An 18978-nucleotide genomic window follows, 5' to 3' on the forward strand; every position below is an offset into this window, starting at 1 on the left:
CCCTCCCTCTGATTAAAAGGAATTTAAGATGAACCAGGAACTATCAACCAACCCGTTTAACCCGATTGCGCCGCCCAAAGCCTTTGATGAAATCAAAGTCTCCTTGGCCAGTCCGGAACGAATCTTGTCATGGTCTTTTGGCGAAATTAAGAAGCCAGAAACCATCAACTACCGCACGTTCAAGCCCGAGCGGGATGGCCTGTTCTGCGCGCGTATCTTTGGCCCTATCAAAGATTACGAATGTCTTTGTGGCAAATATAAGCGCATGAAATATCGCGGCGTTGTCTGCGAGAAATGTGGCGTCGAAGTGACCTTGCAGAAAGTCCGCCGTGAGCGGATGGGCCATATCGAGCTGGCCAGCCCTGTTGCGCATATTTGGTTCTTGAAATCTCTGCCGTCACGCATCGGTTTGATGCTGGATATGACATTGCGCGATCTTGAGCGGATCTTGTATTTCGAAAACTATGTGGTCATTGAACCGGGGCTCACGGACCTCACTTATGGCCAGTTGATGAACGAAGAAGAGTTCCTCGACGCGCAGGATATCTATGGCATGGATGCCTTCACTGCCAGTATTGGTGCGGAAGCCATTCGTGAAATGTTGTCCTTGATTGATCTGGAAGCAGAGGCCGAGCAACTGCGATTTGATCTTTCGGAAGCCACTGGCGAATTGAAGCCAAAGAAAATCATCAAGCGTCTGAAAATCGTTGAGAGCTTCATTGAATCTGGCAACCGGCCAGAGTGGATGATCTTGACTGTGATTCCAGTGATCCCACCAGAATTGCGCCCCTTGGTGCCTTTGGATGGAGGCCGTTTTGCAACGTCGGATTTGAACGATCTCTATCGTCGTGTCATCAACCGGAACAACCGTCTAAAGCGCCTCATCGAACTGCGCGCTCCTGATATCATTGTGCGCAACGAAAAGCGCATGCTGCAAGAATCTGTGGATGCCTTGTTCGACAATGGCCGTCGCGGCCGGGTGATCACCGGACAAAACAAACGCCCGTTGAAATCCTTGTCTGACATGCTCAAAGGCAAACAGGGTCGTTTCCGTCAAAACCTTTTGGGTAAACGCGTTGACTTCTCCGGTCGTTCGGTAATTGTGACCGGTCCTGAGCTCAAGCTGCACCAATGTGGCTTGCCGAAAAAGATGGCGTTAGAGCTCTTTAAGCCTTTCATTTACAGTCGCTTGGAGGCCAAGGGCCTGTCTTCCACTGTAAAGCAAGCTAAGAAATTGGTTGAAAAAGAGCGGCCGGAAGTATGGGATATCCTCGATGAGGTGATCCGTGAACATCCCGTCATGCTCAACCGTGCGCCAACACTGCACCGTTTGGGCATCCAAGCTTTTGAGCCGGTTTTGATCGAAGGTAAGGCTATTCAGCTTCACCCGCTGGTCTGTTCTGCGTTTAACGCTGACTTTGATGGCGACCAAATGGCGGTTCACGTTCCATTGAGTTTGGAAGCGCAGTTGGAAGCGCGGGTTTTGATGATGTCCACCAACAACGTCTTATCCCCAGCCAACGGCGCACCGATCATCGTACCATCACAGGATATGATCTTAGGCCTTTATTATACCTCTCTCATGCGCGAAGGCATGAAGGGCGAAGGCATGATTTTTGGCTCCGTAGATGAAGTTCAGCACGCGCTTGATGCGGGTGTTGTGCATCTTCATGCGAAAATTCAAGCCCGAATTCCGCAGATTGATGATGAAGGAAATGAGGTTTTGGTGCGGTTCGAAACCACACCGGGCCGCGTACGTTTGGGCGCTTTGCTCCCGCAGAATGTTAAGGCGCCTTTCAGTTTGGTGAACCGCCTCTTGAAAAAAGGCGAAGTTCAACAGGTCATCGACACGGTCTATCGCTACTGTGGTCAGAAGGAATCTGTGATTTTTTGTGATCATGTGATGACTTTGGGTTTCCGTGAAGCCTTCCGTGCCGGTATTTCATTCGGCAAAGATGATATGCTGATCCCAGATACAAAATGGACCATCGTTGATGGTGTGCGCGCTCAAGTGAAAGAGTTCGAACAGCAATATATGGATGGTTTGATCACCCAGGGTGAGAAATACAACAAGGTGATTGATGCCTGGTCAAATTGTAATGACCAAGTGACTGATTCCATGATGGATGCGATTGCCTCGGTGAAATATGATGAGAACGGCGCTGAAATGGAACCGAATTCGGTTTACATGATGGCCCATTCCAAAGCGCGTGGCTCGGTCACTCAGATGAAACAGTTGGGCGGCATGCGTGGTCTCATGGCCAAACCAAACGGCGATATCATCGAGACACCTATTATTTCGAACTTTAAAGAAGGTCTGACCGTTCTTGAGTATTTCAATTCAACCCACGGTGCGCGGAAGGGTCTGTCAGATACGGCTCTGAAAACGGCCAATTCTGGTTACCTTACACGTCGTCTTGTGGATGTTGCGCAGGACTGCATCGTGCGCCAGCACGACTGCGGCACTGATCGTTCCATCACAGCTCGCGCCGCGATCAATGATGGCGAAGTTATCTCCTCTTTGTCAGAGCGAATTCTGGGCCGCGTTGCGGCTGAAGATGTGGTCAAACCCGGCACTGATGAGGTCTTATGTGCCAAAGGCGAGATCATCGACGAGCGCAAAGCGGACTTTATCGAAGAGAATGGTGTGATTTTCATGTTGATCCGGTCTCCTTTGACCTGTGAAACGGAAGATGGCATCTGTGCGGCCTGCTATGGTCGTGATTTGGCCCGCGGTACATTGGTGAACCAAGGTGAAGCGGTTGGCATCATCGCGGCGCAATCAATTGGCGAACCGGGTACACAGCTCACCATGCGGACATTCCACATTGGTGGTGTTGCCCAAGGTGGTGGCCAGCAATCGAGCCAAGAAAGTAGCCAATCTGGTAAAGTGCATTTCGAGAATGCAGTCTTGCTGGAAAACTCAAACGGCGAGCAGCTCTCCATGACTCGGAACATGGTCGCCAGTATTCTTGACGTGGGTGGCGCAGTGATTGCCAGCTACACGGTGGCCTATGGCTCGAAAATGTTGGTTAAAGATGGCCAAACAATTGAGCGTGGCGACAAGCTGTTTGAATGGGATCCGTTCACATTGCCGATCATTGCTGAGAAATCAGGTGTGGTGAAATATGTAGATCTGGTATCTGGCATCGCAGTTCGCGACGAAACCGATGACGCCACAGGCATGACCCAAAAAATCGTGACCGATTGGCGCGCAGCCTTGAAAGGCAGCGAATTGGCGCCCAAAATCATCGTCACCGATAAAAAGGGTGAAATGCTGATCCGTGAAGATGGCAATCCAATTGCCTATGCCATGTCCGTGGATGCGATTCTATCTGTTGAAGATGGTCAGGAAATCAAAGCGGGCGATATTCTTGCGCGCATCCCGCGCGAGGGTGGCCGTTCCAAAGACATCACCGGTGGTCTGCCACGGGTTGCGGAATTGTTTGAGGCACGTCGCCCCAAAGATCACGCGATCATTGCAGAAATTGATGGCTATGTGCGCTTTGGCAAAGACTATAAAAACAAGCGTCGCATTGCGATTGAACCGGCTGACGAGACTTTGGCACAAGTCGAGTACATGGTGCCAAAAGGCAAGCACATCCCCGTCCAAGAAGGTGATTTCATCAAGAAGGGTGATTACATCATGGATGGTAACCCTGCGCCGCATGATATTCTTGCGGTAATGGGTGTTGAAGCCTTGGCCGATTATATGATCGACGAGGTTCAGGACGTATATCGCCTGCAAGGGGTGAAGATCAACGATAAGCACATTGAAGTGATCGTGCGGCAAATGTTGCAAAAATGGGAAATCACCGACAGCGGAGAGACAACCTTGCTCAAGGGCGAGCATGTCGACAAAGCTGAATTTGATGCGGCCAATGAAAAAGCCCTTTCAAAAGGCACCCGCCCTGCGCAGGGTGAGCCGATTTTGCTGGGGATTACCAAAGCCTCTTTGCAAACACGCTCTTTCATCTCTGCGGCTTCATTCCAAGAAACCACGCGGGTTCTGACAGAGGCTTCCGTGCAAGGCAAACGTGACAAGCTTATTGGTCTTAAAGAGAATGTCATCGTTGGGCGCTTGATCCCAGCGGGCACCGGTGGTGCGACGCAGAAAATGCGTCGTGTGGCTACGGATCGCGACAATGTTGTGATCGAAGCGCGGCGTGCGGAAGCGGAAGAGGCTATTGCCTTAGCCGCACCGGCCGCCGTTGCCGATACGCCTGATGAAATGTTTGAAAGCCTATCGGTCGATACGGTTGAGAATAACGACGAGTAAGATAGTTACACTTTGTGATTTAGGGCCGTTCTTCTGAGCGGCCCTTTTCTTTTGCAGTTGCACTTTTTGTCGAAATAAAGCCCGGTAGGTCTAAGGCGACATCCATTTTCAAAGCGAAGGCAGATTGATGACCGACAATATCCGTGGAGCGCTCTTTATGGTTTGTTCTATGATTTGTTTTGCTGTGAATGACGCGGTGATCAAATCTTTGGGCGGGGTGCTGCCAATATTCCAAACGCTTGCGGTGCGCGGCGGGATGGTGGTGGTCCTTCTGGCACTTTTGGTGATGCGCTCCGGTTGGCGGGTGCAGGATCTTCGGCGCCGCGATCAGATGATCCTATTGCTGCGCGTCTTGGCCGAAATTGGCGCCGCATTTTTTATTGTTACTGCTCTGTTCAATATGGAATTGGCAAATATGACGGCCATCTTGCAGATCTTGCCGCTCACCATCCCGTTGGCTGCTTTCACGTTCCTCGGTGAACCTATGGGTTGGCGCCGATTGGTGGCGATTTTCATCGGCTTTGTTGGGATGTTGCTCATTGTGAAACCTGGAAGTGATGGATTCAATATTTACTCATTATTTTGTTTGGCGGCTGTGATCTGTGTCACCATCCGTGATCTGACGGCCCGCAGTTTAGGGGCCAAGCTTTCCTCACAGGAAATGTCGCTCTTTGCCGCCGTTGGTGTGTTCTGTGCGGCGGCTGTAGCAGCGAGGTTTGAGCCCTGGGTGGCGATTTCTCTGACATCTTGGGCGGCCCTATGCGGCTCTTCATTTGCAATCTTTTTGGGATATCTGGTCAGTGTTTACGCCATTCGCACAGGGGATGTCAGCTTCACCGCACAGTTTCGCTATATTGGCCTCATTGCGGCATTAATATTGGGCTACGTATTTTTTGGTGAATTGCCAGATCCTTTGGCTTTAATGGGGGCTGCGATTATTGTTGGTACGGGCGCTTTTACACTCTATCGCCAGCGAATAGGTCGGAAGGCGGAACCTGCTTAACACAGGCCATACTCTGTTGGCTGTGCCAAAGTGTGGATATTCTGCACTTCCGGACTTGACGTTGAAATTGCGCTGGCATACCTCTCTGACACGGTGCGGGTATGGTGAAATGGTATCATAAGAGCCTTCCAAGCTTAAGGTGCGGGTTCGATTCCCGCTACCCGCTCCAAAATCACACATTTTTTCCGTCATGAATACAAACATATAGTGGGTTCCATGTTCTTTCGTGGTATGGATCTAAGGTTTGGACTCAAGGGTCACATCAAAATCGCATAGAAATTCAACAGCACTGGCTGGCGTTTGTGGCCCCAGTCTCAACTGTGCATGAAAGGTGAGGTCAAGCCTGACCTTTTCTTGTGGTGTCAAAGACAGCGGTGCCACCGCCTGCGGATCCGCGGCATCAGCTGCGAACTCTAGGCCTGCGCCATTGACCGCCTGATATTCTGCGATGGGGCACAGCGGGCTAGGCTTAACGCGCAGATGCACCTGCGCGTTTTGGTGGCGCTGGCCTGCACCAAGGGTACAAGCCAAACCCTACAAGAGATAGAGATTAAGCACACATATGTTTAAATGCCGCCCACGTTACCCTATTCATGATTGGCCAGCTGATAGATTTGGTTCAACCCAGTCAGTTTGTAGACCGCCTTGCCTGGCGGCATACCTTCCGGCAGTTTTACTTGCCATTCCCGCCAGGATCCCACTAAAGTATGTGCTATGCTGTTGTTGGCATATACGGGCGTGTTGTCCTGGTTGGAATTCGGATGCAATCCGACGCTTACCATGGTCACCCGCTGGTTGCCTGAGTTGGTGGCCCGCAGGGTGGCGGTGTCGCCTTGGCTCGTGATGGTCCAGCTCAATTTCGGCCCACCGGGGCTTTGCGGGGCGACATAAACCGGCAGGACATGGCGCAGAATCACATCAAGTGTTGATGTGCCCTCCTCGGCTTTCTTCACCTCTGAGGGAACTTCTGCGACGATAAGACGGAAGGTTTGTTCTGATGGGGTGCCACGCTTTCCGCGAAAGCCCAGACGTACTTTCTTGGATTTTCCGGGATGGAGTTTGAAGCTTGGTGGGCTGACGATGAATAATCTTTTGTCTTATATTCATAGGTTCCATTGACCATGGCCCATTTCAACACTTCGATGTTATAAAGTGTGGGTTGAGTTCGCAGTTTTGTGATTTCCACAACTCCGCGGCCAGAGGCTTCCACGTCGACAATAACGGGGACAATTGTAGAATTGGCCTGAAGCCTGGTTGCCAGAAAAACAATGGTGAAAGCGGTGTAAAGTATGCGCAAAATGCCAGTCATAGGAAGTCTCCTGAAAGTGTGACCCTATTGGGTTCGATAAATGGTAGGTATCGCTATACTTAGGGAGTGTTAAATCATTGCTTAAAACGCAGGTAAATTATTGAAATTATACATGAAAAACAAAATTAAAAGAGGGGCTATCGACCAGTATCGGTGGAATGAAGTGAGCCCTGTGAACGGAATCTTCAGGGCCCAATTCAAGGGATTTCATCTAATCGTTTGTATTAGTATGTGACGGTAATGCCCAGTGTATCGGAGTAAGTGCCAACGACCCCTACACTGTTTTCGTCTGCCAAAACGCGGCCATAGAGCGAATAATTCACGGTCTCGCTGCTTTCAGCGATAGCGTTGCTGACCAAGGCGTCATTTGCTGGAATGTAGCTATCGACTGCCCGAGATTCATCAAAGGCGATGATATACTCCAGATAGTTTTTGCTCTCGGCTTCAGCCAAACGCCGGTTGGTATCAACCAAAGAGCTGCCGCCCATCAATGGTGATTTTATAGGTTGTGCCGGTTGTGCAGGCGGCGCCGATGCTGCCTTGTGCATCTGTTGCTGAACCTGGTGTAATGGAGCCAAAATTCAGAGCAACAGCAGAAACGGTGCAAGAACTATGAACGTTAACAGAGACATTCATTATTCCAGTTGCACTGCCAGCCTGAGCGACCTGAGCCGATGCCAATGTTGCCAAGAGAAATGGTGCGGCGAGTTTCATTGCATATGTCATTGTGGTGTACTTAATTAATGTTTGCTTTAATTGAAGTCTTGGGAAGAAGTTGCGAGACTTCGCTGCACAAGTAAGCTCACAAATACGAACAAATGGTAAATCCGCCCGCTGTATTTCTCAACTGGACAACTGGCTAAAATTGTCCTTCAAAAGTATGAAAATTGTGCTTTTTTTGATATTAATTTACAATTTAGAGATCGTTTATACTTTGATTTAAACCTGTTAATGATTGGTTTAAACTTTGACGCGTTTCTATCGCGCGGAAGCAGGTTTTTGGGGTGATGGATCCTAAAAAATTGTGGTCGCCGGCCGGTTGGTGAGACTCTTGGCCTGTTGGTCGCCGCGGCATATGCGATACTCCAATTTTATTGAACGCGCCCTCTTGTTGGTTGCACTGCACCCGGTTACATCGTCTGCACGAACTCAAGGGGCGGGTATGGCACAGACACCAAATTCAGCGGCAGAGGTGAGCGACGAGCGCGCAGCCTCAAAACAAGTTGGCGTATTAAAAGCTCTGCTCCCTTATTTTTCCCCTTACAAAGTTTGGGTCGTATTGGCATTGGCGGCCCTCACCATAACGGCCAGCGTCTCGTTGATCCTGCCGGTTGCGGCCCGCAGGGTGATTGACGGATTTTCCGCTGGGGATGTATCTTTGCTCAATCAATATTTTTTGGGCGCGATTGCGGTGGCTGCGGTCTTCGCTCTGGGCACGGGCCTACGCTATTATGTGGTCACACGTCTTGGCGAGCGCGTGGTTGCTGATTTGCGCAAGGCCATCTTTGTCCGCATGATTGGCATGTCGCCGGCGTATTTCGAGAAATTGATGACGGGTGAAGTTCTCAGCCGCATCACAACCGACACGACATTGATCTTATCGGTCATTGGGTCTTCTGCCAGCTGGATGCTGCGGAATATGCTGATGATGTCTGGTGGGTTGATCATGATGCTCTGGACCTCGCCAAAGCTGACCGGTTTGGTTCTTTTGATCGTGCCTTTAATCTTGGGTCCAATATTGGCATTGGGACGTAAATTGCGCGGCTTGTCGCGACAAAACCAAGACTGGATCGCGGCCTCTTCCGGGAAGGCGTCGGAATCGCTTTTGTCGGCGCAAACCGTACAAGCCTTTACCCATGAGGCGCGCAGTTCAGCAGAGTTTTCAGATGTCACCGAAAAAGCCTATGGCAGCGCCCGTGCAAGGATCAAAGTGCGTGCGCTGATTACGATGATCATCATCTTTGTGGCATTTAGCGGTGTGATGGGGGTGTTGTGGATTGGTGCCATTGATGTGCGCAGCGGCGCCACAACTGCGGGACAATTGGTGCAATTTGTCATCTACGCCGCAATTGTTGCCAGCTCTACCGCGGCTTTGTCAGAGCTTTGGTCCGAGCTGCAGCGGGCGGCTGGTGCAACTGAACGCTTGGTTGAGTTACTGAAGGCTGAGGATTCGATTGCCGATCCAATAGAGCCGACACCCGCGAAAACTGGGGCTATCGTCTTTGAAGATGTTCAGTTTGCTTTTCCAAGCCGACCAGATTCGCCGGCGCTGAATGTGGTGAATTTCACCATCAATCCCGGTGAGACGGTGGCTTTGGTCGGACCTTCTGGGGCTGGCAAGTCTACGATTATTCAACTGGTGCAGCGATTTTTTGACCCGCAGGCCGGCCGCATTACCCTGGGTGGTGTGCCTTTATCTGAGATGCGGCGCAGTGACTTTCGCCAATTCATGGCGCTTGTTCCGCAAGATCCGGTTATTTTTGCCAGTTCTGCCTATGATAATATTTTATTTGGTCGCCCGAGTGCCAGCCGCGATGAGGTGATTGCGGCAGCTCAGGCGGCGGCGGCACATGATTTTATCAGCGCTCTGCCGGATGGCTATGACAGCTATGTCGGCGAGCGTGGTGTGATGCTGTCGGGCGGGCAAAAGCAACGGATTGCGATTGCCCGTGCAATCTTGCGCGATGCCCCGGTGCTGCTGTTGGATGAGGCGACCTCAGCCCTGGATGGTGAGAGCGAAGCGCTCGTACAAAAAGCATTTGAAGAGCTGTCAAAAGATCGCACCACCTTGGTGGTGGCGCATCGCTTGGCGACGGTTAAAAACGCAGATCGTATTTTGGTGATGGATCAGGGCCAAATTGTGGCGCAGGGCACGCATGCCAGTTTGGTCGCAGAAGGCGGGCTCTATGCGCGCTTGGCCAAACTCCAGTTTTCTGAAACCGAAGGCGTATAGCAGTTATCTGTGGTGATCTGCGCAAATTCCTTGCGCAATTTATGAATATTTCGCATCTTGTCTCATAGAAACGCGGATTGGCGCGTGTGAGTTTTGGGAGATGCTTATGGGATTTGCAACTAAAGCTGATCGGGACGCAGTTGAAAACGAAATGCCCTGGGCAGAGCGTGATGTTCCTAAAACGATGTATGAGTTCATCGACCGGGTGGCTGAGCGTCATGGTGCGCGCCCTGGCGTTAGTTTTCAGATCACCTCTGGTCCGACGGACAAGGCCGAAACCCTGAGTTGGCAAGAGTTCCGTGATAAGTCAGTTCAGGCCGCCAATCTATTCCGCCGCTTGGGTGTTGGGGAAAATGATGTCGTGGCTTATCTTTTGCCGATTTGCAGCGAGGCGGCTTTGACCCTCGTGGGGGGAAGCATTGCGGGGATTGCCAATCCAATTAACCCTTTGCTGGAACCTGACCAAATTGCCGCGATCCTGCGCGAGACGAATGCGAAAGTCTTGGTCACCCTGCGCGGTTTCCCAAAAACGGACTTGCCACAGCTGGCAGCCGATGCGGTGGCTCAGGCACCGAATGTGCAGACTGTGTTGGAAGTGGATCTCAACCGCTACCTGACACCGCCAAAATCTTGGATCGTGCCGCTTATTCGTCCGAAAGTCACCGTCAGCCACGCCGCGCAGGTTATGGATTTCAATGCTGAGCTGGCCAAGCAAAATCGGATACTTGATTTTCAAGATGCAACGGAAGACCGCGTTGCGGCCTATTTCCATACCGGCGGAACAACGGGCATGCCGAAAGTTGCGCAGCATAAATATTCTGGCATTGTTTATAACGGCTGGCTTGGGGATCGGATGTTATTTGAGGCCCAAGATACAATCATTTGCCCTTTGCCACTGTTTCACGTTTTTGCCTGTCATGTCATCTTGATGGCTATGATCAGCTCCGGCGCCCATGTGGTCTTTCCCACCCCACAAGGCTATCGGGGCGAGGGGGTGTTTGATAATTTTTGGAAACTCATAGAGCGGTGGAATGTGACGTTTATGATCACCGTCCCGACCGCGCTTTCAGCTCTGATGCAGCGGCCTGTGAATGCTGATATCTCATCGCTTCGAACGGCGTTTTCTGGCTCCTCGCCTTTGCCCGTTGAATTGTTCAAGCGCTTTGAAGCCGCAACAGGGGTTGAGGTTGTCGAGGGATATGGTTTGACCGAGGCGACGTGTTTGGTCTCTTGCAACCCCGATAAAGGTCTTAAAAAAGTGGGATCCGTTGGTCTGCCCTTGCCCCATACGACTGTTAAAATTCTGCGGGACGGGCCAGAGGGGCTTGTGGAGTGCGATGTCGATGAGATTGGAGAAATCTGTATTGATAATCCCGGAGTATTTGCCGGCCACACCTATACCGAGGCGGCCAAGAATGACAGTCTGTATCATGACGAGCGCTATTTGCGCACGGGGGATCTGGGACGGATGGATGCGGATGGCTATCTGTGGATCACTGGCCGCGCCAAAGATCTGATTATTCGCGGCGGGCACAATATTGACCCGGCTCTTATTGAGGAAGCTCTCGCGGGCCACGAGGCTGTTGGATTCGTCGGCGCGATTGGCCAGCCCGATGCGCATTCAGGGGAAATTCCCTGTGCCTATGTGGAGCTGGTCGCCGGCGTCGAGGTCAGCCCAGAGGAGCTCGTGACTTTTGCCAATGAACGTGTGGCAGAGCGGGCTGCACAACCAAAATATATCGAGATTTTGCCTGAATTGCCCAAAACCGCCGTTGGAAAGGTTTTCAAACCTGCGCTGCGCAAATCTGCGATCATTCGCATTTATAATGCGGCACTGGCGGAGGCGGGTGTGCTGGCAGAGGTGCACGCGGTGATTGAGGACAAGCAACGGGGGCTGGTGGCGCAAGTACATGGCACCGCGGAAGATGAGGCTGTGAACCAGGTGCTGGGTGCCTTTACCTGGTCTTGGGAGCGCGCATCTTAAGGACGAGACGGGGCAGAGCGGCGTTGCAGCAAGGGGCTGGACAGGCTTCAGAGCGCTGACTAGGCTGCCTTGGAACTGATGGATGAGGTTAATATGGACGCGTCATTTTCACGCCGAAAGCTGGTCACGCCTGCCGAACTTAAGGCGCTCAATACACGCTCGAACCTTTGGGGGGCCGTACAAATGGCCAGTCATTTGGGCGCAATTGTCTTGGCCGGTTACCTGCACAGTTTGGCTCTGGGAACGGCCTGGGTCTGGCTGACCGGATGTGTCTTGGGTGTTTTGCTCAATTTTCTCTATGCTGCGCAGCATGAGCTGAGCCACGCCACCGTTTTTGCCACCCGGGGGTTAAATGTGCTCTTTGGCCGGTTGATTGGCTTTGTGATGATCTTTCCACGAGATTACGATCAAGTTATGCATTTCGCACATCATACTCATACGCAAGATTGGGAAAAAGATGGCGAGTTGGTCCGCGCGCCCTATACGCTTACGACCTATTTATTGTGGCTGTCAGGGGTCACTTATTGGCGCAATCGCATCTTTGGGGTGATCCGCCGGGCGCGGGGGGTCATTATAGAGCCATTTATCCGCACCGAGGAAGAGGCCAAGATCATTTTTGAGAGCCGGGTTCATCTGGCGCTCTATGCAGCGATCTTTCTGGTCTCAATTGCTATGAATTCATGGGCGGCGCTGAGTTTTTGGCTATTGCCGATGCTGTTGACGAAACCTGTACACCAGTTGCAAAATACCATTGAGCATTTGGGTCTCAGCCATGAGAATGATATCTTAAAAAACACACGGTCAACGCGGACCAATGCGCTGATGCGCTGGCTGTGCTGGCAGATGCCCTATCATACGGCGCATCATGTGTTTCCCTCAGTGCCGTTTTGGAAGTTGCGGCAGCTGAATGCGAAGATTGAAGCGCAGGCAGGGCCTGTGCATCGGATGGGCTGGATCGAATTTCAGATCGAAGTCATTAAGCGGTTTGCGCAAAAAGATGAAAGCCAATGGCCCATGGATGAAGTTTGGATTGTTCCCCGGTCAGCGGGACGCCCGTTGCGGGTTGAGGCTTAAGTCGGCATCCGCATAGGCGCGCTCCAGCTCTATTAATTTTTGCTTGCGCCACAGCCCGCCGGCATAGCCTGTCAAAGTGCCATCAGCGCCAATGACGCGGTGGCAGGGCAATACAATGGCGATTTGATTGGCCCCATTGGCGCGCGCGACAGCACGCATGGCAGTGGGGCGGGCGATAGCCTGCGCCAATTGCGCATAGGATCGGGTGTGACCGGCCGGGATCTCTTGCAAAGCGCGCCAGACAGTCTTGGAAAAATCGGTGCCATGTAGGGCCAAAGGCAGATCGAATTTCGGTCGCCGCCCCTCGAAAAATTCGGTCAATTGCTCTTGCAGCTGATCGGTTAAGGCAAAGCGACCAAAACCCAATTGCCCCTTGGAAAATTGAAAGAGGCGCTGCACCTCACGGGCCAGACCTTTCCGCTCGGGAAACTCCAGCAAATGCACATGGGTGGCGTCACAGATGGTCACCATTGCGCCAATGGGGGTATCGAACCAACTGGCCCGCAATTGGGCATTTTCGGAAAACTCTCCTGGGGCGCGTCCCAAAAATTTTGCGAAAGCGGCGCGAAATGCGCTGGGCGAGTCAAATCCTGCGCTCAGTTGGGCCTCGATGACCCTATCGCCCTTGGCCAGAACCTCGGCGGAATGGCGCAATCGGCGGTGGCGGGCCATTTCCAGAAACGTCATGCCAAAATGTCGTTTGAAGGCGCGCCTTACGGTTGACGGGTCAAACCCCATCTCGGCGACGCCAGTCTCGCTCCAGTGGCGCATCGGGTCTGCATCAAAGGCTTTTAGCATCTGATCTACAAGCGGATCCAGCCGTGCCACAGGCGCCAGCGGGTTGCAGCGTTTGCAGGGGCGAAATCCCGCAGCGATACAATCGCCGGGGTTGTCAAAAAACGTGCAGTTTTCCGGTTTGGGATTGGGGGCCGGGCAGTTGAGACGGCAAAAGATGCCCGTTGAGGTTACGCCGACATAGGCACGCCCCTCATAGGCATCACTCCGGGCGACAAGTGCATCATAGAGCACATCTGGATCAGGCAACGAAAACATCATTTCAGCATCCTAGCGCGATTCTCTTTGCCGTTGCGCCGTTTTTCGGGCGTGACTGTGAGTTTTTTGGCATCAATGTGTCAGTTTGGGCCGGACCGCCGCAGGCCGCGTGAAAATGACTTGCCTCATAGAAGAACTCATTGCAGGCTTGCCAGATGACACAGACGCTTAAGACCTTCACCAGCCTTTGGGCCATGCAGCCGCACGATCAAACAGGGATAAAACTGCCCTACGCGCAGCTGTGCGAAATGGTAGCGCGGGCAGGTTATGATGGGATGGCAATTGACCTAGGTGCTGGTGATGTGGCGCAAGCCCATGAGGTGCGCCCGCATATGGAGCGTCATGGTCTCACACCTTTGATTGTTGCATTTCCCAAGACCGTTGAAAGCCTGCGCGAGACGCTGGTCATGGCGAAGGATTTCGGCAGCCCTTTTGTGGATGTGATTGGTCAGGTGACGCCACTGAGTGTTGATGGGATGATTCCCGTGATCCGGCAATGGATGGATATGGCCGATGAGATTGGCGTTCCGGTGCAATTTGAGACTCATCGCAATTGCATCACGAATGATCTATATTCCACGCTTTGCCTGCTTGATGCGATCCCTGAGATGCGCATATGCGCTGACTTGAGTCATTATGTGGTCGACCGCGAATTTTGGTTTCCCCTGTCGGAGCGTGACATGGGGTTGATTAGCCGAATTTTGCAGCGCTCGGATAGTTTTCAAGGCCGGGTGGCCAGTCGGCAGCAGATTCAATTGCAATTGGACTTTCCGCAGCATCAAAAATGGGTTGAGCTCTTTAAAGGGTGGTGGCGCGAAGGGCTGCAAGATTGGCGCCGGCGCTCCGAGGGGGAGTGTATCTTCCTATGCGAGCTTGGGCCGCCGGAATATGCGATGACCGATGCCCAGGGGCGCGAGATGTCCAATCGCTGGGAAGAGGCTTTGCAGATTAAAGCTTGGGTCGCAGAGATTTGGCAAGAGCTTGGCGGCGATCGTTAAGAGCCGCTCATCGCCTTTGGTGAAAAATAAAGCCGATGAAGTTTAAGAGCAATTGCGCCGCAAGAATTTGCGTGCTGTCCGTTGGGTCATAGGCAGGTGCCACTTCAACCAGATCAATCCCGGCGACTTGTCCGCGCTGGGCCAGGCCCTGCAAGATTTCCAAGACGTCGTAATACAGAAAACCGCCATGGCTTGGCGTGCCGGTGCCCGGAGCGATGGAGGGGCAGAAAGCGTCGATATCTATAGTGACATAGTAGCGCGCTCCGGCGGGGATTCGCTCCAGCACAGCCTCTAGCCCTAATGTGCGGACTTGTCGTACTGAGAGGATATCAGATCCGCGGGCTCGGGCGTCATCATAGCCTTCTTTCGCAGTGGAGCTGACGTTGCGAATGCCCAGTTGCGTCATGCCGCTGACCCATGGTTTTTCAATGGCTCGGCGCATGGGATTGCCATGGCCCGCAGTGACCCCATGACGGCTGTCCACAAAATCTAAATGAGCGTCAATCTGTATCACATGTACCGGTTCTTGCTCGGAAAAGGCGTTGATGCAGGGGATATTGATGGAATGATCGCCGCCCACCACAACTGGCAGCGCGCCTGCGGCCAAAATCTTACGCACGCCAAATTCAATGTTGGCATGGCTTTCGTCGGTTTTCGTATGGATGATATCGGCATCACCCAAATCAACGATCCGCACATCGCTTGCCAGATATGTGGCGTCATCTTCGTGGTCATAGGCACCGGCATGTCCGAAAGAAAACAGAGTTGAGGCTTCGCGGACCGCACGCGGGCCAAAGCGCGCACCAGGTCGCCATTGGGTGCCAAAATCAAAGGGAGCACCCAGAATCGCCACATCAGCGTCGATCGCGTCCCAATCCGCCACATAGGGGCGTTTGCCAAAAGTGGAAATCCCAACAAAAGGCAAGTTCAGCCGCCCTGCTTCATAACCGTGATCTGACATAAAGGCTCCGTTTTGCTTTTACCGAATCAATGTTGTGCGATTGGGCTGAAAATGTCGATAAAAAATTAGAGCATTCAGAGCGAGCGCGCCTGCGGCGGGCGTAGGTGAGGGTGAGGGTGGCCGCAGACGCGTTCTATCCCAGTTTGTGGAGGGTTTGGCAGGCAGAGCGCACCTCATCCACCCCGGTGTGGGAACTGTATGTTCTTGTCCCCTTCCAAAGGGGCCGCAGCAGGTGATGAGGTGAAGATCAGCTAGGACATGTGTCAGCTAGACTGGTGCCATAGGGCTTGGCCCTGTTTAATTCGTCTTACCTACCTTTGCCTCATTGCGTGCTACACTCCCACCGCTAAAGGAAGCATCCGAGCATGGAAATTGCGCGATAGTATACAAATTTATTCGAATGCGCTCAAAAATACCTGTTTAGATTGCATTGGCGGGTAATTTATTCACCTTTCTTTCATATTTCATTTCGCGAGACTGCGGGTGGACTGCGCTGCCGCTGCTTTGGGGCTGATCCAACCGAGTATTTGGCCGTACAATTTGGGCCAAAACGCTCAAAACCATTGCAATGCCGTGGGAGTTGGAAAATATAAATCCTGCATCTTATGCATGTATTTGATCATGATTTTCTATTTAGGCGCATTTTATGACTGAATTTGGCAAGAATCTGCGGTGGCTCTGCTGTCTGAGGAAATCTGTGTCCTTTGTTGCGCGCGAATTGGGAATCAACCGTCAGCAATTTGGTCGCTATGTTAACAACAAGTCCTATCCTAATACCCATCATTTGATCGCCATTTTTGATTATTTCAATGTGCAAGCGGCGGATTTTGAAATGCCGCATAGCCAATTTTCTCAGAAATACCGCAATGTGGCGTTGCTCAAACACCGTCCTCCACAGCGGACATTGGAGTTTTCGCGGGATGCTTTTTTCCGCCAGCCACCGCGCGCTTTGGAAAGGTTTCGTGGAGATTACTTGATATATTTCAACACGAAGACTTGGCCAAATCACTATATGATTGCATTTTGTTGCGTGGTTTCGCGTGAAAATGCAACCTTTTTACGCCACATTATTCGTGGTCGCGAACCGCTTTTGGGCAATCGAATACTGTTCAAAGGTGGAGGGCAAGCGGCGAAGTTTGAACATAATGTATTTATTCAGTCTTATTCAAAACCTCTGGCCGTGCCGTTGGTCTCGGAGATTATTTCGGTTCGTGACTGGAAGCATACAGAGCTGCTCTCCAGCCGCATGATGTCGACTCATATTGATACAAATGAAATCCTATATAAAGCGCGCCTCTGGCGCCGTCTTGGAATTGGTACGGATCTGAGAGACGGGCTGAAAGCCAGCGGCTTGGTTCGAAAGAATTCACCGCGCGTCTCCACTGTGATTCGCGATATACTCGATGGGCCAGAATTTCAGGTCCACACGGTTTGAGTATGAGATTGCGATATGATCGAAAGGCCCTGTGCGGCTCGTTGCGGAAAATTGGATTGAGAGGCAAAAATCTGCGATTTACCCCTTGTGATTTGCGTGGTGAGGGTCTAGCTAGCAGAAACTTGGCGCGGGATGGAGCAGCCCGGTAGCTCGTCAGGCTCATAACCTGAAGGTCGTAGGTTCAAATCCTACTCCCGCAACCAACAAAAATAACGCTGGCTCAATGAGTTGGCGTTTTTTGCGTTTTAGGACCTATTTGCATCACAGAATAATTGCCGCGTCCATTGCCGCTTTTAACATTCCCTGACGTCAGTCGAATTTCTGATCGAGGGAACAGCAAACTATAAAGCTTAATCTGCTGTGAATACTCCCGCACCAATCATAGCGAGAGCCTGTTTCCTGAGCTAAGCATTCCCAAGAGGTGTCGGCCATCTTGTTTCGGGGGTTACTGCGCCCAATCCAAACAGATGAAACGTGCCAGGCTCACACCAGCCCCCCCAATCATAGGGCCTCGCGTCTCGGACCACGGGCCTTTAGTATTAGCCGTGTAGTTTCATTCGGAGGTAATTTTGTTCGGCAACTGCATTTCTATTCACGCACCAATTTCAAGCTGAACCGCGCCGCTGCTCTCGCTGAGTGGCGCCAATTATTGAGCGCATAAATTCAGGCTGCGCCAGTAATCCGATGCGAGTTCTCATTCGTCTGACAACACCTTTCATTCTAATTTAACAGCACTGGTAGGTTGAGTGGCCCGCGAAAACCAAAACCGCGCCAGTTAACGGCGCTTGGTTTGGACAAGGACATATTTGGAAAGCGATCGAACAATATGGGCAACATGACCTGCGCTACCGCGCGGCGTGCAATGTGAGTTCCTTGGCAAAAATGTGGACCATTGCCAAAAGATTGATGTGGGTTCGTATTGCGATAAACGAAAAAGGACTCACCATCGTCAAACAGATCCTCATCACGGTTGGCACTGGCCTGAATGGTCATGACCACATCTCCTTTTGGGATGAAACATCCCCTTATTTCGGTATCCTCAACGGCCAACCGCGATGAGGCAGAAATTGGCGCAACCCATCTAATGCCTTCTTCGAAAGCTTTGTCCCAATCCGCGTTGCGCTTCACCTCTCCCAATTGTTCTGGATTGGAGAGCAGTCCAAATAAAACGGTATTCAGGGCATCTCGGGGCTCGTTAATTCCGCCGCCAATAGCGATTTTCATATTGGCGTAAATTTGTGTTTTCTCAATTGGATCATCTGCGTTGAGCATAACCGACAATGCGGAGTTGTTGGGTTTGGCGCGATGCCGGTCTCGAAGGCTGTCGAAAAGCCGATGCATTTCCTCATTGGCGCGATCGGCTCGCTGGAACGGTTCATCCTTCCAGCCGAAATTTCCTGCACCATCAATCAAGGCCTGTGACCAGCGCTGCATTTGATCGTCTGTGGCCGCGTCGATCCCAAGCACAATAGCAAGACCGCGGGCGGCGTAGGGGCCGGAGAGCGCAGAAAACAAATCAACCACCTCGCCGCGTGGCAGGCGGGCCACATATTCTTTGGCAATTTTTTCATATTCCGGAACCCATTCATCACGAATTACCTTGGGTGCGAAAGATGGTGCCATAGCCATACGTTCACGCAGGTGCTCTTGGCCATCTTTACGCATCAAGGTATGGGCCCAAAAGGCTCGCCTCATTGGTGTATTCGGATCGTTTGAGCTGAAAATTTCTGGGTTGTCTTTCACATATCTGGTGTCTACGGCTTTTGTTATAAACGTGCGTCCGGCGTTTTTGACCTGCACAACGGGCGCCTCGCGCCGCAGACGCTTGTATATTGGAAATGGGTTATCATCCAATTGAGCCAAAGTAATTTCGGTATCTTCGGGCGCTTGTTTCATGGTGCTTTTTATCCATTCTCTCCGAGTAATCGC

15 protein-coding genes and 2 tRNA genes are annotated in these 18978 nt (G+C 51.8%); 9 read left to right on the plus strand and 8 right to left on the minus strand.

Annotated features, from left to right (window positions below; translation table 11 throughout):
- The first annotated feature begins 28 nt into the window (after positions 1-28).
- From rpoC to ABLW18_RS08245, 3 genes are all read left to right on the plus strand, one after another.
- Positions 29-4279: a DNA-directed RNA polymerase subunit beta' gene (gene rpoC / locus ABLW18_RS08235; RefSeq protein ID WP_347824326.1), complete on the plus strand. Its 4251-nt coding sequence runs from the start codon at positions 29-31 to the stop codon at positions 4277-4279.
- A gap of 127 nt (positions 4280-4406) precedes the next feature.
- Positions 4407-5282, plus strand: coding sequence for a DMT family transporter (locus ABLW18_RS08240; RefSeq protein ID WP_347824327.1), 876 nt, complete (start codon positions 4407-4409; stop codon positions 5280-5282).
- 95 nt (positions 5283-5377) lie between these two features.
- A tRNA-Gly gene (locus ABLW18_RS08245) sits at positions 5378-5451 on the plus strand.
- Between the two features lie 68 nt (positions 5452-5519).
- On the opposite strand, the gene ABLW18_RS08250 is transcribed toward ABLW18_RS08245, so the two are convergent.
- The 5 genes from ABLW18_RS08250 to ABLW18_RS08270 all read right to left on the minus strand — a co-directional run bounded on the left by ABLW18_RS08250 (position 5520) and on the right by ABLW18_RS08270 (position 7305).
- Positions 5520-5813: a hypothetical protein gene (locus ABLW18_RS08250; RefSeq protein ID WP_347824328.1), complete on the minus strand. Its 294-nt coding sequence runs from the start codon at positions 5811-5813 to the stop codon at positions 5520-5522.
- A gap of 56 nt (positions 5814-5869) precedes the next feature.
- Positions 5870-6310 (minus strand): hypothetical protein, encoded by a 441-nt coding sequence (locus tag ABLW18_RS08255; RefSeq protein ID WP_347824373.1) that lies wholly within the window; start codon positions 6308-6310, stop codon positions 5870-5872.
- Positions 6232-6591: a hypothetical protein gene (locus ABLW18_RS08260; protein ID WP_347824329.1), complete on the minus strand. Its 360-nt coding sequence runs from the start codon at positions 6589-6591 to the stop codon at positions 6232-6234. The genes ABLW18_RS08255 and ABLW18_RS08260 overlap by 79 nt, the downstream gene beginning before the upstream one ends.
- Positions 6592-6815: 224 nt before the next feature.
- A complete protein-coding gene (locus ABLW18_RS08265) occupies positions 6816-7064 on the minus strand; it encodes a spore coat protein U domain-containing protein (protein WP_347824330.1) in 249 nt (82 codons plus the stop codon).
- Positions 7057-7305, minus strand: coding sequence for a spore coat protein U domain-containing protein (locus ABLW18_RS08270; protein WP_347824331.1), 249 nt, complete (start codon positions 7303-7305; stop codon positions 7057-7059). Before ABLW18_RS08270 ends, ABLW18_RS08265 begins: the two co-directional genes overlap by 8 nt.
- Positions 7306-7753: 448 nt before the next feature.
- Between ABLW18_RS08270 and ABLW18_RS08275 the strand changes: the two genes are divergently transcribed.
- The 3 genes from ABLW18_RS08275 to ABLW18_RS08285 all read left to right on the plus strand — a co-directional run bounded on the left by ABLW18_RS08275 (position 7754) and on the right by ABLW18_RS08285 (position 12602).
- Positions 7754-9544, plus strand: a complete 1791-nt coding sequence (locus tag ABLW18_RS08275; protein WP_347824332.1) for an ABC transporter transmembrane domain-containing protein — start codon at positions 7754-7756, stop codon at positions 9542-9544.
- 106 nt (positions 9545-9650) lie between these two features.
- Complete coding sequence (locus tag ABLW18_RS08280) at positions 9651-11528, plus strand: acyl-CoA synthetase (RefSeq protein WP_347824333.1); 1878 nt, start codon at positions 9651-9653, stop codon at positions 11526-11528.
- A gap of 93 nt (positions 11529-11621) precedes the next feature.
- Positions 11622-12602 (plus strand): fatty acid desaturase, encoded by a 981-nt coding sequence (locus tag ABLW18_RS08285; RefSeq protein WP_347824334.1) that lies wholly within the window; start codon positions 11622-11624, stop codon positions 12600-12602.
- Here ABLW18_RS08285 and ABLW18_RS08290 read toward each other — a convergent pair.
- Positions 12570-13658 carry a trifunctional transcriptional activator/DNA repair protein Ada/methylated-DNA--[protein]-cysteine S-methyltransferase gene (locus tag ABLW18_RS08290; protein WP_347824335.1) on the minus strand — a complete coding sequence of 363 codons (1089 nt, stop codon included), beginning with the start codon at positions 13656-13658 and terminating at the stop codon, positions 12570-12572. The two genes, ABLW18_RS08285 and ABLW18_RS08290, sit on opposite strands and share 33 nt — an antisense overlap.
- Positions 13659-13810: 152 nt before the next feature.
- On the opposite strand from ABLW18_RS08290, the gene ABLW18_RS08295 reads away from it, so the two are divergent.
- Positions 13811-14653 carry a sugar phosphate isomerase/epimerase gene (locus ABLW18_RS08295; RefSeq protein WP_347824336.1) on the plus strand — a complete coding sequence of 281 codons (843 nt, stop codon included), beginning with the start codon at positions 13811-13813 and terminating at the stop codon, positions 14651-14653.
- A gap of 7 nt (positions 14654-14660) precedes the next feature.
- Here the strand turns inward: ABLW18_RS08295 and speB are convergent, their stop codons facing one another.
- A complete protein-coding gene (gene speB, locus ABLW18_RS08300; RefSeq protein WP_347824337.1) occupies positions 14661-15614 on the minus strand; it encodes an agmatinase in 954 nt (317 codons plus the stop codon).
- 646 nt (positions 15615-16260) lie between these two features.
- Between speB and ABLW18_RS08305 the strand changes: the two genes are divergently transcribed.
- Together ABLW18_RS08305 and ABLW18_RS08310 are read left to right on the plus strand one after the other, a co-directional pair.
- The gene (locus ABLW18_RS08305; RefSeq protein WP_347824338.1) at positions 16261-17049 is read left to right on the plus strand and encodes a helix-turn-helix transcriptional regulator; all 789 of its coding nucleotides are present in this window, start codon (positions 16261-16263) and stop codon (positions 17047-17049) included.
- Between the two features lie 126 nt (positions 17050-17175).
- Positions 17176-17252, plus strand: a tRNA-Met gene (locus tag ABLW18_RS08310).
- A gap of 517 nt (positions 17253-17769) precedes the next feature.
- Here the strand turns inward: ABLW18_RS08310 and ABLW18_RS08315 are convergent.
- Complete coding sequence (locus tag ABLW18_RS08315; protein WP_347824339.1) at positions 17770-18945, minus strand: cytochrome P450; 1176 nt, start codon at positions 18943-18945, stop codon at positions 17770-17772.
- Positions 18946-18978 lie beyond the last annotated feature (33 nt).

The sequence above is a fragment of the uncultured Planktomarina sp. genome, assembly GCA_943788425.1.
Taxonomy (GTDB): domain Bacteria; phylum Pseudomonadota; class Alphaproteobacteria; order Rhodobacterales; family Rhodobacteraceae; genus Planktomarina.

What these genes read in the sequence shown, in the direction of transcription:
- rpoC (WP_347824326.1), top strand. Translation starts at nt 29, where the DNA reads ATGAACCAGGAACTATCAACCAACCCGTTTAACCCGATTGCGCCGCCC.
- ABLW18_RS08240 (WP_347824327.1), top strand. Translation starts at nt 4,407, where the DNA reads ATGACCGACAATATCCGTGGAGCGCTCTTTATGGTTTGTTCTATGATT.
- ABLW18_RS08260 (WP_347824329.1), bottom strand. Translation starts at nt 6,591, where the DNA reads ATGACTGGCATTTTGCGCATACTTTACACCGCTTTCACCATTGTTTTT.
- ABLW18_RS08270 (WP_347824331.1), bottom strand. Translation starts at nt 7,305, where the DNA reads ATGAAACTCGCCGCACCATTTCTCTTGGCAACATTGGCATCGGCTCAG.
- ABLW18_RS08275 (WP_347824332.1), top strand. Translation starts at nt 7,754, where the DNA reads ATGGCACAGACACCAAATTCAGCGGCAGAGGTGAGCGACGAGCGCGCA.
- ABLW18_RS08280 (WP_347824333.1), top strand. Translation starts at nt 9,651, where the DNA reads ATGGGATTTGCAACTAAAGCTGATCGGGACGCAGTTGAAAACGAAATG.
- ABLW18_RS08285 (WP_347824334.1), top strand. Translation starts at nt 11,622, where the DNA reads ATGGACGCGTCATTTTCACGCCGAAAGCTGGTCACGCCTGCCGAACTT.
- ABLW18_RS08290 (WP_347824335.1), bottom strand. Translation starts at nt 13,658, where the DNA reads ATGATGTTTTCGTTGCCTGATCCAGATGTGCTCTATGATGCACTTGTC.
- ABLW18_RS08295 (WP_347824336.1), top strand. Translation starts at nt 13,811, where the DNA reads ATGACACAGACGCTTAAGACCTTCACCAGCCTTTGGGCCATGCAGCCG.
- speB (WP_347824337.1), bottom strand. Translation starts at nt 15,614, where the DNA reads ATGTCAGATCACGGTTATGAAGCAGGGCGGCTGAACTTGCCTTTTGTT.
- ABLW18_RS08305 (WP_347824338.1), top strand. Translation starts at nt 16,261, where the DNA reads ATGACTGAATTTGGCAAGAATCTGCGGTGGCTCTGCTGTCTGAGGAAA.
- ABLW18_RS08315 (WP_347824339.1), bottom strand. Translation starts at nt 18,945, where the DNA reads ATGAAACAAGCGCCCGAAGATACCGAAATTACTTTGGCTCAATTGGAT.